Annotated in this window: 7 protein-coding genes; all 7 read left to right on the top strand. The window is 71.0% G+C overall.

The annotated features are described in order from the left end of the window. Positions 1-86 precede the first annotated feature (86 nt). The 7 genes from SLUN_RS04815 (at position 87) to SLUN_RS04785 (ending at position 17237) form a co-directional block, all read left to right on the top strand. A complete protein-coding gene (locus SLUN_RS04815; protein ID WP_108147300.1) occupies positions 87-416 on the top strand; it encodes a WXG100 family type VII secretion target in 330 nt (109 codons plus the stop codon). A gap of 63 nt (positions 417-479) precedes the next feature. Next, positions 480-770: a WXG100 family type VII secretion target gene (locus SLUN_RS04810; RefSeq protein ID WP_108147299.1), complete on the top strand. Its 291-nt coding sequence runs from the start codon at positions 480-482 to the stop codon at positions 768-770. Between the two features lie 3 nt (positions 771-773). After that, positions 774-1379, top strand: coding sequence for a hypothetical protein (locus SLUN_RS04805; RefSeq protein WP_108147298.1), 606 nt, complete (start codon positions 774-776; stop codon positions 1377-1379). 101 nt (positions 1380-1480) lie between these two features. Beyond that, complete coding sequence (locus SLUN_RS04800; protein WP_108147297.1) at positions 1481-3748, top strand: WXG100 family type VII secretion target; 2268 nt, start codon at positions 1481-1483, stop codon at positions 3746-3748. A gap of 64 nt (positions 3749-3812) precedes the next feature. After that, on the top strand, positions 3813-4247 hold the full coding sequence (locus SLUN_RS04795; protein WP_108147296.1) for a YbaB/EbfC family nucleoid-associated protein: 435 nt from the start codon (positions 3813-3815) through the stop codon (positions 4245-4247). Continuing rightward, on the top strand, positions 4240-4605 hold the full coding sequence (locus tag SLUN_RS04790; protein WP_108147295.1) for a WXG100 family type VII secretion target: 366 nt from the start codon (positions 4240-4242) through the stop codon (positions 4603-4605). The genes SLUN_RS04795 and SLUN_RS04790 overlap by 8 nt, the downstream gene beginning before the upstream one ends. A 5849-nt stretch (positions 4606-10454) precedes the next feature. Next, positions 10455-17237 carry a hypothetical protein gene (locus SLUN_RS04785; RefSeq protein ID WP_108147294.1) on the top strand — a complete coding sequence of 2261 codons (6783 nt, stop codon included), beginning with the start codon at positions 10455-10457 and terminating at the stop codon, positions 17235-17237. The last annotated feature ends 42 nt before the right edge of the window (positions 17238-17279 follow it).

The raw sequence follows: 17279 nt of genomic DNA, 5'->3' as shown, positions 1-17279 counted from the left end.
GGCAGCAGGCCGACGATCCGCTTCCCCTCCGGTGACCGACAGACCGACCATGACGGACAACGAGATCCACAACGAAAGGAGCGGCGATGCCCGCCGACCAGCCCGTTTCCGAGAGTATCGAGGCCATGACGGCCGCCCGGCCCTACTTCGAGGAGGCGCTGGGCGACATCAACAGGGCGCTCGGCGACATGCAGGCCAATATCGAGCGCCTCAGGACCTGGACCGGTGAGACCGCCGGAACCTTCATCGCCGCGATGGAGACCTGGATGGGGCACGGCAATGCGGTCAAGAATCGGCTGCAGCTGATGGTCGACACCCTCCAGGCCCATACCGGCAATGTCGCCAACACACACCAGACAACCGTGGATGCCGCCGCCCAGGTCAGCAGCGGCGTGAACGCGCTGCAAGGTTTCTGACCTTCATCCGTCCGGGCTTCCCAGGCACAGCGACAGCACCCAGCTGACACCAAGGAGCATGACATGCCGACGTACGGCTACAACCGTCAAGAACTCGAATACGCCGTCGGCGAGATGGCCGCGATGAGTGCCAGACTCCAGGAGACCCTGAGGGTCCTGGGCGATGGCGCAACGATGCGCCTCGAGGAGTGGACCGGAGATGTCCGCAACGTTTACAACGGGGCCAAAATTGAGTGGGACTCCCGGGCCCAGGCCATGGTCACCCAGGCCAACAACGCCACGTCAGCACTCGGCGTCATCACCGATGCCTACCACCAGGGTGAGCGGCACGGTACACAGCTCTGGGAGTTGTGACCGATGGGGTACGGGAGCGACAACAACACCCCATCCGTCACCAACGACCCGCCCGGCACCAGCGACAACGTCACCCCCCCGTCCCCCGCCTGGACCGGCGACCCCAGCATCAGCGAAGGACTCGGAGGCGTCCTCTACAACCCTTTCGATGTCCCCGCGGTGCCCAGCAACGGTGCCGACGACTCGAACGGGACCTCGATCCACACGCCGTCGATGGACCTGTTCGCCAACAACGTCGACCAGTTGATCAAGCCGGTGAACGACGCCGCCGCCGCCCTCGGCGGGATCTCCATCGACTCGGGCTCCTTCTATCACGCCAACAAAATCCGCGAGGACATCAGCGGGCTGAACGGCGACGCCGGGCTCAAGGTGAAATTCATCCAAGCCCTGGGCGCGCTGACCACAGGTCTCACCGAGTTGCGGGACGGCATGCGGACGCTGAGCGCGAACTACGCGACGACGGAAGACGCCAACAACATGGATGCCAGGGACTTCCAGGACGCCCTGTCCTCCGCCGTCGATTCCTTCAATACCGTGATGACGTCGCAGGGCGGCGAGGGAAACGTCAGCATCGACACCGGTTCCACGACTACCACAACCGCCGCCTGACCGGAGCCGACCGCCCCAGGGCCGCCTGACCCCGGGGCAGCGGCCCTGAGCCGGTCACAGGTAATGGGGAACGCGGACAGGCTCGCACAGGGAGAGTGCAAATGCCGGAGGGCTTTGACGACGGCGCCGGCGGGGAGGTCTTCGGCCACCCCACGAGCACGACCGGCAGCAGTCCGTATGACTACGACACATGGGGCTGGCGGCAGATCATGGCAGCCATTCTCGGCATGTCCAACGCTGTGGCAACCGAGGCCAACCAGGCCCACGCCAACAACGTCTCCGATCCCCGGTCGCTCCAGGAGGCGGCCAACGCCTTCCACCAGGTACAACGGACGCTGCAGGCCGTCGCGAAGAGCCTGACCGACCAGGCCAGGGCGCTCGCGGGGGACGACGGACCGTGGAAGGGCATCGCGGGCGACGCCTTCCGCGACATGATCACCAACTTCTCCCGGCAGGTGCAGGCGAACGCCGATGTCCTGTCCGGCGGTGCGACCGGCATGCACTCGGTGCCCCAGCAACTGGCCAACAACGCGGTCAATTTGGCCAACGCCCGGAACAAGATCGTCGAGATCGACAACTGGTACGCCAACCAGGCCCGGAGGATGGGGGTCACCCAGATGTCCAACGGTCTCGTCCCCATCAGCCAGAGGCCGCAGCTGGTGGCGATGATGACCGAGGACATGCGCAAGGTGCTCCATAACCTGGCGGGGCATTACCAGGTCACGATTGACGCAATCGACTCGCCGACCCCGGTGAGCTCCCCGCTCAACGGGTCGAACGACCCGAACGCACTGGTCCGTCAGGACCCGGGCAACTCCCCGGACCTCGGCGACCTGGGCGGGCTCGGCGACTTGGGCGACCTGGGCGGCCTGGGCTCGGACACGGGGAGCCTGTCAGACCTCTCCGGCTTCCCCGACACGGGCATCGGTGGCACCGGCGCGGTCGACGGGCTGGGCGGCCTGGGCTCGTCCGGCGACCTGACGGGCTTCCCGGGCGACCTGTCCGCCGACGGCATCGGCGCCGGCCTGGACAGCGCCGGTCTCGATCCGTCGGCCCTCGACAGCGCGCTGAACCCCGACCCGTTTGTGGGCGGCACGGATGTCGGCGTCGGCGGCCTTGGTACCGGGAATCTCGGCGGCCTCGGCCCGGGCATGCTGTCCCCGATCGGCTTCGGCGGCGGAACCGGAACTGGCACTGGCGGCCTCGGCTCCCTCAACGGCGGCCTGTCGTCGGCCGATCCAGCCACCTGGGGCGACGGCGTCCAGGGCGCCGGCTTCCCGGGCGGCACCGGCGTCGGCGAGGGGCCCGGCGCACTCGGAAGCGGGTTGGACAGCGGCCTCGGCGATGTCCTGTCCACCGAGTCCGGCCTGCCGCAGGGCCTGGGCGGGCTCGGCATGCCGTTTATGCCGGGCATGGGCGGTATGGGGGCGGCAGGCGGAGCAGGGAACGCCTCCGGCGAACGTACCGACGCCTCCGGCCTGCTCGACCCGAGCACCGAGCCCTGGATGGCTGAGGAGTCCGCGGACGACGAGGTCGGCTCGCCGACCGGCGCGGCGGCCGGCGAGGAGGGTCGTGGCCTGTCCGGGATGCCATATCTGCCCCTGGGAGCCGCCCACGCCGGCGCGGGCGCAGGCGCGGGGGGTGCCAGGGAGGAGGGCGAACGCCCGGAGGCGTCCGCGCTGCTGGAGCCGGACGCCGAGCCGTGGGCCGGGGAGGCGGAACAGCCCGACACCGAAGTGGGGTCGGCGACCGGCGCCGCGCCGGGCGAGGCCGTGCTGACCGCGCCCGCCATCGGGTCCGACGGGCTGCCCGTCCCTGTGGAGCCCGTCGCACCACCCCTGGCCGTCCCGGCGTCCGCCGCCCAGCGCACGGAACGCTCCGGGGAGCGTTCTGCGGCGGTGGTCCCGCCGTCGGCCGGCGCGGAGGAGGGTGGCGGCGCACTGCCGGACAACCACGTCCGCGTACCCCCGCGGCCCGCCGCCGATGACGGCGAGGAGGAGGACATCTCCGCATGGGAGACCGGCGCGGGTGCCTTCGTACCACTGCTGTGGGCGCTGCCCGGTGAGCGCGTGCGCGCGGCCGAGGAGCCGGACGAGGACGAGGGGGAGGGGGAGGGCGAGCAGCGGTCCACCTGGCAGCCCGACCGCTCGGTCACCGGGACTGCGGGAGCCGTGAGCACCGTCGTTCCGGAGATGTTGAGCTGCGGTGAAGGCGGACCCGAGGAGTTGGAGGAACCGGAGGAGACCGCGGAGGCGGAGCAGGGGGACGAGGCGGAGGAGGCCCCCGCCGGCCGGGGCATCGCGGACCTGTTGGTGCAGGACGAGAGCGCCTGGGGCACCGTGCCGCGCGGGTCCGGCTCCGCGTTCTGAGCAGGAAGAGAGCCAGGAAGAGCCGGGAAGATCCGGAAGAGCCGGGAAGAGGGAGCGAGTTCACGTGTCCACCACCCCATACGACCAGCAGATCGACGACCTGCTGGAGCTGTACCGCACACAGCGTGAGGAGGCCGTCGAGACCCGGCGCCGGATCAGCGGGACGACAGCCACCGCGACCGCCCCGCGCCAGACGGTGAAGGTCACCGTCAGCGCCCAGGGCGAGGTCACGGCTGTCGAGTTCCCCACCGGCGCCTACCGCAGGATGGCGCCGAAGGAACTCGCCGACGCCCTGCTCACCACCATCCGGCAGGCCAGGGCGCAGGCCCTGGAGGAGGCCGGCGCGGTGGTGTCGGCCCAACTGCCGCCCGGGGTGGCCATGGCCGACCTGCTCCAGGGCAAGCTCGACCCGACTGCGGTGCTGCCCGATGACCCTGCGATGCCGGACCACGTGCGGGACTACGTCGACCACGGTTTCCGGGGGAGCTCCCATGCCTGACAACGACTTCTCCGTCGACACCGACCTCCTCGGCCGGTCCGCGCCCCACGTCCAGGCACTGGCCGGGAGCATCCGGTCCATCGGCGCCACGCTGCAGGGACGGCTCGACTCGCTCGGTGAGTGCTGGGGCGACGACGAGGGCGGCAGGCAGTTCCTGGAGCAGTACGCCGAGCCCAGCCGACAGATCACCCGAGGCATCGCCGACACGGGCGAGGTGCTGGACAGCACGGTCGACGGCATCTGGACCATGGCCAAGGGCTTCGAGCGCACCGAGGAGCAGAGCGCGGAGGTCGCACACGTGATCAATACCGCCGTGCAGTCCTCGGACACCGGGACCCCCCGGCCTTCCCGCCGCTGACGAGCGGCGCGAGCGGCGCGCCGGAAGTAGACCGAGGAACGGCACTGCATGAGCATCGAGATGCCCCCCGAACTCGCCTGGGTCGCCAATCTGGCGGTCGGCCAGTCCTGGCCCCAGGGCGACGAGGACAATCTGCGCGCCCTGGGCGCGGCATGGGAGGACGCCGCCCAGGAGCTCAGGGGCATCAGCGAGCACATCGGCTCGTCCGCCAACGGTGTCCTGGAGAGCGTGGGCGGTCAGGTCGGCGACGAGTTCCGCGACTTCATCGTCCAACTGGAGGGCAGCCTCCCGGCGATGTCGGAGTCCGCGAAGGGGCTGGGGACGCTCGGCAGGAACACCGGCCTGCAACTCGAGTACGCGAAGTACATGATCCTCCTTCAGCTCATCCTGCTCGCCGCGCAGATCGCGCACTGGGCCTTCTTCGCGCCCGAGCTCATCCCCGCGGCCATCACGTCGGCGCGCGTCGCGATCCAGATGATCCTGCGCCGCCTGCTCATCTCCATCGCGATCGGCGTCGGCCTGAACGTCGGGATGGACGTCGCCGTCCAGACCCTCCAGATGCTGAAGGGCGACCGCACCCAGTGGAGCATCGAGAACACCGTCTCGGCCGCTGGATCGGGCGCGATCGGCGGCGCCGTCGGCGGGATCTTCTTCGGCGTCGGCAGCGTCCTCGCCCCGAAGTTCGCGAACAGCCTGCCCGGCAAGGGCATCCTCGGCGTGGCCACCGGGATAACCACAACCGGAGTCATGCAGGGCATCTACGGCGGTGAGGAGGCCTTCGGCTCGTCCATCACCTCCGGCGCCCTGAGTGCCCTCGAGGGCGGTGGCAAGTGGCGGTTCGGCAGGGGCGGGCCGACGGAGGTGGACCCGGTCCCGGACCTGTCGGCCGTGCCCGAGTTCGACGTGCCCGACGTGACCTCAGCCGACGGGCTGCCGGCGTCGGACCCGCCCGACGCCGAGCCCACGTTCTCGAACCAGGCCGAGAACCAGGGCGGGAACCAGGCCGAGAACCAGGCCGGGAGCACGGGCGGCCCGGAAGGCGACATCCGCGTGACCGGTCCCGAACAGACCCTGGCCGTTCGTGAGGCCACCGGTGGCACGCCCTCCTCGGTCGGTCCAGGGGTCGACGGAGGCCTGGCGGGCTTCACCAACACCCTCGCCGGTACGTCCCACCAGACCACGGGCACCCCCAGCCGTGCCTCCACGGCGCCCAGCTCCTCCACCGCGACCGGCGCCACGACCACCGACCGGGCCGGTGGTACCCCGGCGCCTGCTTCGCGCGTGACGACGAGCACGAGCACGGCCACCGTCCCGAGCGCCTCCGGGTCGGTGACCGCCGGTACGGTGCCGACGGAGGCGACCCGCCAGCACACCGGCGGCGGGACGGCTCCGTACTCGGGGTACACCCCGGCCCCCGCTCGCGGCGACGGCACCGGGGCTGCGACGGCACCGCCGCCGTCCGAGCGCCCGGCCCCGACCGTGAACCGCCCGGCGACGTCCGGCGGCTTCGGTTCGAGCACCGCCATCCCGGTCCGTCAACTGTCCACCGAGACGGCCGGTCCGTCCACGTCCGGTGGGACCGGCACTCCGGAGGTCCCGCGTACCGAGACGGCCACCGGGCCGAAAGCCGGGCAGGCGGACGCCCCGACGCCCGCCCGGACCCAGACGGCCACGGCTGGGCCCGCCGTGACCGGAGGCGGGGAGCACCCGGCCGCCGACGGTCGCCCACTGGGCTCTGGCGGTCCCGGCGGCGACGGCCCCCACGGCCACGGTCCCACCGAGGCCGCTCCCGGGAGGGCAGGCGCCGACGCTTCGGACACGACCGCGTCGGTGAGCGACCCGGCACCTCCTCCTCCCCCCTCGAACGCCGTTCCGAGTTCTTCCCAGAACTCGCCGCCGGCCCCGGTGAGTACGCCGACCGAGCATGAGATCTGGCGGTCGTGGTTCGAGGGTCCTGAGGGAGGCAGGGACCAGGCTTCACTCGCCGAGGCGGTTGCGCGCGTACGTGATGGTGTCGCACCGTCACACGAGGAGATCGGCGTGCGGGGAGACGTGCACGCGTTTCTTCACTCACTGTCCGGACTGACGGTCCTCGTGGACGACGCGGCCAACTTCGGTCACCAGGCCGCCGCCACGATGCTGATGGACTCGGTGACCGAACTGGGCTACAGGGGCCGGATCACCCTGGTCGCGCCGGAGCGGGTGCAGGGCCGGCTGCGGACGCTTGTCTCCGATGCGCTGTGGCAGCGGATCGACGTGGTGACGGACGAGCTGACGGAGGGACGAGCCGATCCGCGGTCGAACGGCGGCGGTAACGAGCCGGGGCCGCACCTGGTGATGGTCGCGGCGAGCGATGCCATCGGGAGGGATCCGACGTCGGGTGCCGCGCTCCTGGATTCCGTGGGCGCGGACCGGGCGATCGTGCTCAAGCCGTATGCGTGGAACGACGCGCACCGGTTGATGGTCACCCGGGAGGGCCCTGGGCAGCCGGTGCAGGTGGTGAACCTGGCGGCGCCGGCCGGTGAGCCGGTGTCCGAAGGAGCCGCGACCGGTGGGCGGATCGGCGATGGCGCCCTGTACCGCTTCCATGTGCCCCGGCTCGCGGGCGACGAGCTCGGTGCAATGATCGACGCGCAGGTCCCGGGCCCGCGGGGCGGCGACCTGCGGGCGCTGCTGGATGCGGTGGACGGCGACGCGGTGGATCTGATGCCGGCGTACGGGCTGCACAATGTGCCTCCGGCCCGGCGGGCGGGTGCCGTTGGCGCGTTGGCGTACGGGATCCACGAGGCGGGGATCGGGCGTCCGGCGGTGGTGCTGGGCCTGGGCGGCTTCTCGGTGGACGTCGCACCGCAATACCGTGCGGACTGGTTGTCCTACGGCAGCCTGGCTGATCCGGGCCTGAGGGAGCACATCGCCACCATGGGACCCGGCGAGGTCATGGTGGTCGACGGGGGGCGCCTGCCGCAGGACGTGTTCCGGCAGGTCTACCAGCGCGGTTCGCTGCCCGCGGTTCTGGAGGGCGCCAACACCAACAATCTGGTGCAGTTGCTCGGCCGGCCGTTCTTCTCCGCACTGACCAAGCACACACCGTACGACGCACACGACCCTGACGTGGCCGCGCATCTCCAGCAGGTCACGGACGCCATCGTTCAGGAGAGCGAATGGGGGCAGGAGCTGGAGTTCGCGCGTGACTGGGAGCGCGTCCAGAAGGCGGACACGGCACTGTCGGTGCTGGGGGCCCTTCCGCCGGCCCAGGGCGGGTTGGAGCTGTCGCGGTACGAGATGCAGCGGGTCACCGCGGTGCTGGACAGTGAGGACGTGTCCGATGTGCTGGGCGACGGGCCGGAGATCCGGGAGCTGCTCAATGGTTCCACGGGCTACGCGTTCCGGTACGACGAGAACGGTGACGAGATCGTGCCCACGGCGATCATCGCCACCTCGGCCGTGGAGCAGCTCAAAGCACGGGTGAGCGGGGAGCGGACGAACGCGGTGGAGGGCCTGCGGAGGGAGTTGGACGAATACTCGGTCGCCCCGTCGTCCGACCGGGGCGCGACCATCGCTCGGGCGATCACCGCGATACGGCGGGAAGGCAGCGGGCTGCACAGGTACTTCCGCACGCTCGCCGACCAGGCTCGTGATCCGCGCAACGACCAGGTGCTGCAGGCGCTGCACTTCGCGTCGCAGCAGCAGACGGAGTCGCAGCCCTCGGCAGCCGGAACCGCCCGGCAGAACGATCCGGCACCGCCTCCGTCGGCGTCGCCCCTGGTGAGTGATCCGTTCGCGGATCCGGTGTCGGATACCGACTCTGTGGTGGGCGATCCATTCGCGGATCCGGCGTCGGATCCGGAGTCGGTGTCCTCCGAGTCGGCCCACGATTCCGACAGTGACTCATCGGCGCATTCGGACAGCGGTGCGTCGTCCGTGTCGCAGGGCCGGCCGCAGGGAGCGTCGCCGGTTGCCGTGCCGTCGGGTGATCCGGTGGTGGATCTGGCGGGGCGGTTGTCGGGGATGTCGGCGGATGAGCGCGCGTCGGCGTTGGAAATGTTGTCGTCGGCGGATCGTGAGCGGCTGGCGTCGGATGCGGCGTTGGTGGACGCCTTGCGTGCTGCCGTGCCGGCGTCGGAATTCGCTGGGCTGGCTGCCCGGTTGATGGTCCAGGTGCCGTCGGGTGTGGATCGTCCGGTGTCGGCGCAGCATGAGGTGCGGGCGCAGGTGGGGCGGATGCTGGGGGATCCGGAGGTGGCGGCGAGGCTGCTGAAGGGGGGGTCGCGGGTGGTGGTGGTGCCCAAGGACCAGGCGATGACGTCGCTGGATCCCTTCCGGCACCTTGCGGGCACCACGGCCGGTGGAGCGTCGGGTGGCGGCCGGTCCTGGGACGAGGTGCGGGGTTCGGGTGGCCTGCGGGCCGCCGTCACGGAGGAGAACCTGCTCGGTGAGCACACCAGCGTGGGCTCTTCGCCGCAATATGCGGACGGGTACTCGACGACGACGCACGAGCTCGCGCACACGATCCATCAACACGGGCTGAGTGATGCGGACAAGAAGGCAGTCTCGGACGCGTACCTGGCGAAGCACAACCAGGGGCCCGATGCCCAGTGGGCCGACGGCCCGCGCCGGGACATCCTCGGAAACGAGGTCGACAACTACGCGTCCAAGGACGAGTTGGAGTACTTCGCCCAGGTGACCAACGCCTACTTGGGCACGAACACCGGCACCGACCCGTACACCGGTCAGCGGCGGAACAACGGTGCGGACTGGGTGCGGACGCACGAGCCGGCGTTGCTGCCGATCATGGAGCGGCTGTACGGGACGGACCCGCAGGTGGCCCACCCCGGCCAGGCGAACCCGGTGAACCGCACACAGGGGGAGAACGACCTTTACGAGGGCTACCGGGCGTTCTGGGACCAGGTGGAAGGCACCCACCAGCCCCAACCGCACACCCCCGCACCCGCACCCGCACAAGGCACGACCACCCCCGCCGCGAACCCCGGGCAGCCCTCGCCACCGCCCGGGCACGGGGCGGGCTCCACTCTGCCTCCGCCGGATCCGGCGGAGGCAGAGGTGACGAATACGCGTTACCCGGACACCCTTGAGCAAGGGCATCCCGGTAGGGAGTCGTCCGACGAGCCCCCGTCGCAGTCGGCGATTCCCGATACACGGAGTTTCGACGAGCCGCGCCCGGAGTCGTCGTCCATGGGTGAGCGCCCGTCGTCCTCGGTTCCCGACAAGCGCGGTGTGGACGAATTGCGGGCGGCGTCGTCCGCGCGCCGCCACGTCGACAGGAACGTGCCCGCCGAGACCTCGTCGCATTCGCCCATCCCGGAAGTCCGGACCACGAACGCGACGGAGGAGAAGCCCGCGCCCGCATCGCAGACGGCACCCTCGCGGGAGGTGGCCCCGGCCGTGGCACCGTCGCATGACGGGACTCCGAAGAATCAGTCCAAGATCGTGGAGCCGCACCAGCCGGACGGCGAGCCGCTGAGCCGTTCCCGACCGGGCGCGAACGACGAGGAACTCCTCCCCGCCACGCCCCCCGTACGGAACGGGCCCACTCTTGCGACGGAGGCGGACAAGGACAAGGACACCGTCGCCCCCGATCCTGCCGACGACCAGCAGACGCCCGAGCGCGGACCCGAATCCGGACGCGAACACGAACGTGCGCCCTCGTCAGAGGCGGCCCCGCCCGAGCCGAAGCTGCCGGAGCCGGAATCGATCGTCGAGCGGGAGCCGGAGCCGAAGGTCGTCGAGGCCGACACCGACCGCGCCCAACCCGCGCCTCCCAAGCCCTCTGACCTCCCGGACCCCGAGGTCCCCTCCACCCCGGAGCCGAGTCGCACCCCGCCCCGCCCGTGCTGCGCGGCCGGTATCTGCGGTCGCTGGTCGGCATCAAGATCACCGATGCGCCGGGCCCGCAGGCCCTGCGCGAGCGGGTCGAGAAGACCCTCCCACCGGCTCACCGCATCGAGCGCCAGGTCGTCCAGAAGCTCGACGCGGAGTTCAGCGAAGCCAACTTCCGTGACAAGCACGACCAGATGGTGAACGGCGGCTGGCGATTCCAGATCCGGGCCGGCGGCAAGCTGCACGATGTCGTGCTCACGGCCCACCCCCACACATGGCGACGGGACGTGGCCGGGACGAGCCCGGAGAACGACGGCAAGGGCTTCGAGCGGTCCGCCGAGACGCGGCACCGGCCCGAGCCGGACAAGACGTCCCTCACCACCTCCGAGGCGGGCGTCGACCTGCCCTTCACCATCGTCCGCCCCGTCGCCGGCCGCGACGATCTGCTCGGCATCGGGTCCTTGTCGGTCAAGGCGGGCGGCGCCACGCACGCGGCGGACACCTCGGCGGAGACCATCACCGAGACGGCCGCGAAGACCACGCTCACGGGCCGGACCGACACGTACGTCTCCGCCTTCCGGTACGAGGCCGTGGTCATCGGCCCGGACGGCCGCTCCCTGCCCCAGCCGAACTCCACGAAGATCGCCGCCGACGTGACGGCACAGATCGCACGCCCCGAGCCGGACGACACCACCGGCACCACGGCCGGCGCGAACACCGAGCGCGACGGCCGGGCCGACTCCAGACCGCTCGACATCACGGGCCTGGAAGCGGTCCGTGACCAGGTCTTCGGCCAACTGCCCCGGGAGGCACGCCCCGATGGCACAGCCCACAACGCCATCATCGAGTTCCTGACCCCGAAGAATGTCCTCGACGGCTACGAACACGCCTCCGGCTGGGGCCTGACCTCCAAGCGGCTCGACCTCTCCGACGGCGGCCACGCCTGGCTGCGCCTCACCCTGGAACCCGATGGATCGACCCATGAGGGCACCGTCTCCGGCAAGGACACCCTCAGCGCCAAGTCGACGGCGGAGCACTCCACCGGCCGTACCGACAACGCCACCTGGTCCTTCGGCGGGAGCGGCGGCGGAGCACACCGGGTCTGGAAGGACGCGAACACCAAGGAGTCCACTTGGCTGACCCTCACCGGCGGTTACACGTACGCCCACAGCCAGGCGCACCAGGAGAAGGGCAAGCAGACCTTCTCGCTGGAGAACAGCATCGAGCACACGAGGAAGGGCGACCTGATCGCCACGAAGGTGAGGTTCCGGGTGGAGGTGCTGCACGAGCAGCTCTCGCCGGGTACGGACGGCCTGTACGCGGTCCGCCCTGTCAAGGAGCCCGCGCCGGCCGTGCGGGACGAGGAGAACCCGCCCGCGTTGCCGACCGGTGAGGTCGTCACCGTCCGGCCCCGCCCGGTCGAGGTGCAGGACGGCCGGGGTGTCCGGGCCGACGCTCCGCACGACCTGCGCGAGCCGCTGACCGCCCACCGCACAGCCTATGTCGACTTCCCTGGCTCGACGGAGCTGGAACGGCACATCACCGGCCGACTGAGCACACTGGCCCCCGGCATCCTCCCGCCGCCGGGGGGCGGCAGGACGACGCCGCAGGCCATGGAAAACCAGCGCATCCTGCGCGAACGTCTCTCGCCCTCCGCCCTGCGCAGCGCCGGCGACCAGCTCCTCGGCGGCACCTTCCGCATCACCCTGGACGCCTCCCACCTGCCGGGGCTGCCCGGCCGGACGTACGAGGCCGTGATAAGAGCCGACCTCGGTGGCGGCACGCACCACGGGCCCAGCGAGGCGACGGAGAACAACACGGTGACGCGGGCCCACTCCTCCGACAAGGCCGTCACCCGGGGTGACAAGCACACCCTCGGCATGAGCGGCAACGTGCGCAGAGCGCTGAACCCGCTGGACACCGTGCGGGTTTTCGGGCTCGGCGGCGGCGACGGCTCGTACGGACCGGCCCGCCAGATCGTCGACGGGGCCGACACGCAGGTCAAACGCGGTTTCCAGCACCGCGGCGAGGCCGACGTGTTCGGGTACCCGGTGACGTACAGCGTCATGGTCGGCCCCCATCAGGAGGGGACCGGGAATGCCACGCAGTCCGCGCACGGGAGCGAGGAGATCGTCCGCCCGGCCGGCAACGGTGAGCTGCGCGTCGAGGTACGGCGACCGGAGGCCTCGGCGTCGGCGCCCCGCTACCTCCGGGCCGACCGGCTGCCGCAGACGCACATCGTCCTGCATGTCGCCGACGAGGCCGGATTCGGCCGGGAGGCCGAAATCGCCCTGAGACGTGCGTACGAGGCGCGGGACGCCGCCTCCGACGGACCCGACGTACCCGACCTGAGCAAGGCGCTGGAGTCCCTGTCCGGGCAGGCACAGCTGCGCAGTCTGGTCTCCGCTTCGCACGCGGGTTGGGCCAACACCCACGACCAGCATGTCGGCGCCGGCCGGAACCGCGACACCGTCGGCCTGTCCGTCCGCACCCGGTTGCGGGACTTGGCCTACAAGGAGACCCTGCCCGGCGACGGCACCCTCGAGCTGGAGGTGAAGTCCAGCGGCTCCACCACCCTTGCCGACCAGTGGTCCGCGTCCCTCAAGGGCAACCTCGGCCCGGACGCCGGCCGCTTCCCCGAGACCCCGGCCGGCGAGCTGACCACCAGCTACCAGGTACGCGGGGGCGCCCGGGGCAAGTTCGGCTACCAGTGGGACGGCGCCGACACGTTCAAGCAGCAGACGAGCACCACGCGCAAGGTCAGCCACAAGGACACCTGGCACGTGTACGAGGCGATGGCCGAGATCAGCGTCGCCGGGCGCGTCACCGACGCCAAGGGCGTGCCGCACGTCGGCGCGCCGGTCCCACGAACTCACAAGGTGCTCGTCCTGCTGTCCGACGAGGACGTGGCCCGACTCAAGGCCGAACAGGCGGCCCCGACCGCGACCACGGGCCCGGCGGGCACCGCGCCCGGGCAGGGCACGGTGTCCGAGCAGGCCACCCCGTCCACGCAGCCCACCCCGTCCGAGACGCGTACCGCGCCCGAGCTGCGCCGGGCGACCCTGCTGGAGCAGGGCGTCACGGGCGGCGCGCTGGCGGACGTGCCCGGTACGGACGCCGTTCTCAAGGAGATCGACGAGCAACTGCGCGGCCGCAACGACGACATGGTCCCGGTCGCCGCGCTGCCGTTCGCCGACACCTACTCGCCCGACAACCTCGCAGCCAATTTCGACGCCCTCCTCGGCCCGGGCATCCTGGACCGCCACGTCCAGGAGACCCGCGCAGGGCGGACCATCACCGAGGTCCTGGTGCGCGGCGTCCCGGACGGCTGGCGCGACGACGGCGAGCGTTCGGACCGTCCGCTGACACGCGAGGTGAGCGCGGCCCAGACGGTCAAGGGCAAGGCTGCGGGCAGGTGGTCCCTGGGAGCCGAGGCCACCTTCCGAGCCGCGGTGATGCCCCCGCTGACGCACATGAACGCCGTCGCCCTGGCCCCCCGCGCAGGCGGCGAGGGCAGCCGGGGCAACGGCGCCGAATCCGGCGTGACCACGACCGTCGGGCACAAGACGTCGGGGTTCGGTGACGTCAACGCCCGGTTCAGCACCGATATGCGGCTCGAGGTGACGGTCACCCGGCGTACCGAGACCGGCCGGTTCGTCAACCTGCCCAAGCCCCCGGAGCCCGTAGCCGCGCCCTCTCGGGTCACCGTGTGGGTCCCGGAATCCCTGACCGAGAAGGTGACTTCGCCCCCGCACCCGCGCGCCGCGGACGTCCCCGACCACTCCTCTGCCGCCGCGTCCGCCGCCCGTCCGGACGACATCGAACTCGGTCTGATGCGCGGCGCGCCCCCGGCCGGCCACGAGAACTGGCAGGTCGCCCTGCGCGAAGCCCACGACCTGGTCGGCTTCGACAACACCAAGGTCCTGCACGACGTCGCCGTACAGGCCCAGGCCACCCCCCGCCCTTGGGGCTCCGGAACGCTCGGCCGGGCCGGGGCGTACTCCTCCGCGGCCCTGTCCTTCGGCGCCGAGGGGGCCAGGTGGGCTGCGAACGTCGCTCTGCCCGAGGCGCTCACGACCATGGCACGCCGGGTCGTTGACTCCTTCGTGGCCGATCCCCGCCTGCGCCGCGAGCACGACCTGAACCAGGAGCAACGCCTCACCCTGGAGGAGCAGTTCGCGATCCGTCGCACGCTCTCGGGCCAGTCGCTGCCCGCCGTCTTCCACCAGCTTCAGAACGCTGGCACCCCCTACCCGATCCCGGGCACCTCCCTCGCCCTCTCCATGGAGGCTGCTGGCCCCGCCGTAGAGCTGAGCAGCCGCGATGCGGCTGACGACGAACTGAGCGTTGCCGTCAAGGACGAGTCCGTCACCGCGGCCAGTGACGCCTACAACTGGAATGTCTCCCCGATCGAGCTGTCGGTCCTCACCAGCCAACCCACCGTCTCCGTCCCTCTGGGCACCGGCAGCATCAGCTTCGCCCGTGACCAGTCCTACGACAGTTTTCGCCCGGTCACCCGGCGCCCCGGCACCCCTGGGCGCCCCACCCCGGACACCGCCCTCCCGCACGGCAAGCCGGCCACGGACCCCGGCAAGGCCCAGCTCACCGGCCCCCAGGCCCTGATGCGCCAGCCCGTACGGATCACCGTCCACACCCAGGACGACAAGGGCCCGTACGGCACCCCCAGAACCGTTCCCGGCCACGTCTTCTACTGGACCACGAACGTCGGGAGTGAGCCCGCCCCTGAAGCCGCCGCCCCGCCCCGGGACACCGAGACCCCGACGGAGGCGCCGCGGGAGCCGGCCCAGAGCTCGCAGAGCGCTGCGAACACGGAGCCTGTGAAGGCTCCGGCGCCCGGGTCGACGGCTCCGCGGACGACGCCCCCCGGGCTGCCCGCCGAGTCGTCCCCCGCGTCGACCACGTCAACCGCGTCACCCGCTGAGAACATGCCCGCGGCCCCGTCGGGCACCGTTCACGAACAGCAGCCGCCCGACCAGCCGTCACTGCCGCAGCACCCGGGACAACCCAGCCCTGTCCCGTTGTTCAACCGGAGTGTGCCGTTCGGCGAGGGCGAGACCCGGCCGGCTCCCGAGCAGATCGCCCACATCGGCACCATGGCCGCCGACGTCGCCCGTACGGCGGTGGGGACCAAGGCCGGGCGCGCGCTGCCGAGCGTGACGATCACCGGGCACGGCAACGGTTCCGTGTCGGGGCAACCGCACTTCGGACGGACGCTGCAGGTCGGCAAGGAGCGCGCGGACAGCGTCGAGGACCACTTCTCCGCGCACCTCACCGATCATCTGGCCTACCTCGGCTCCCCCCTCACGGCGGGTGCCTTCGACATCCGGTCGGAAAGCCAGGGCCATGACCTGCCGAGCGGAACGGACACCGCGAACGACGCCCTGGATACCCGCCACCAAGTGGTCGTCACCGTCACGCTCCCGTCGGCCGATGGCGCCGCGCAGCCCGCCGTCGTACCTCCGACCGAGACCGAGATCCAGGCCGAGATCCCGACCGCGGCCGAGACCGGGACCGCGCCCCCCGCCGTCCAGTTGGTGACCGCTCCTGCTCCCCCTCCGCCTCCCCCTCCCGCTCGCGAACTGTCGGAGCTGGAGCAGCGGGCGTCCGAGACCGCGATCCGGCGGCACAAGATCGGCGGCGAGACCATCGCGTACCTCTTCCACGACGGCGCCAGGACGGACGAGGTCTCTCGCACGATCGGCGAGCATCCGTCCTGGGTGAACGAGCGGGCTCTTGGGCAGTGGGTCGTGGGCCTGCCGCTCACGTCCAGGTACACGGCCCTTGTGGCGCTCAACAAGTGGACCAGGTCCGGGGAGGGGCTGCAGGGCGAGTCGCTGCTCTACCTCGGCGCGAACTCGGACTTCCACCACCCGCTGTTCACCACGTCCGCCCGCGAGATGACGTTCGTAGGTGTGGACCCGGCGGGTCTGAACGACGTTGCGCGCAAGAAGCACCTCGACAACGTGGTCCTTGTGATGCAGGAGAACCTCGTCTCGTACGCGAAGGACGGGTACACCGTCGAGACCACCGAGATCGTGCCGGGCAGGGTGGCCAGGCTGACCGTCCACGGCTCCGACGGACAGAAGGAGCTCTCCATCGAGTACCGCTCGGAGACGTACGACGAGTTCGTCGAAGCCCATCCCGGCGCGACGTTCGACGTGGTGATGGACAAGGACTCCTGGCTCCTGGACTGGAAGAACCACGAGCATGCCGCGGTCGCCGAGACGATCGGCGGGCTCCTGAGCGACGGCGGCACCTGGATCGGCGGACTCCAGCTGCCCGACTCCGCCCGCGGCCCGTTCTCGGAGCTGTCCCTCAGCGGCCAGGGCGTGGCCCACCCCATGTGGAGCGGTTACGAGGAACTGCACCTGCGTCAGAAGGCCGCCAGGCCCGCCGTCGTGCCCGCTGCGGACTCGTCAGCGGATGGCGGTGCGAGCGCGGACGCCGACGCGCTGTTCCAGGCGGCCATGGCCGCCGCTCGGGACCACTTCCTGTTCATGGACCGGGAGTTCAACGAGGGCGAGTACCAGATGATGCTCACGGACGAGCTGGAGTCCTCCTTGCCCTACCATCCCCTGTTCGCCGAGCAGCCGGAGAGAACGGCTGCGCTGCTTTCGGGCCTGGCGAGCCTGCTCTCCGAAAGGATTGCCGCCTTCACGAAGACGGAGGGTGACTTCAGCCCGCGCCGCATCCTGCTCGACCTGGCACGGATGCTGGAAATCGACCTCGCGACCCTCTCACCTGCCGACGCCGGCGGGCCCGCCCCGCTGTAGGCCGCGCCGGGTTCAGCCGACGCGTTCCGAGACTGCCCACCC

Origin of the sequence: Streptomyces lunaelactis (genome assembly GCF_003054555.1) — a bacterium.
GTDB lineage: Bacteria > Actinomycetota > Actinomycetes > Streptomycetales > Streptomycetaceae > Streptomyces > Streptomyces lunaelactis.
Note: the sequence above shows the minus strand (reverse complement) of the source record. Positions and strands in the feature narration are given on the sequence as shown.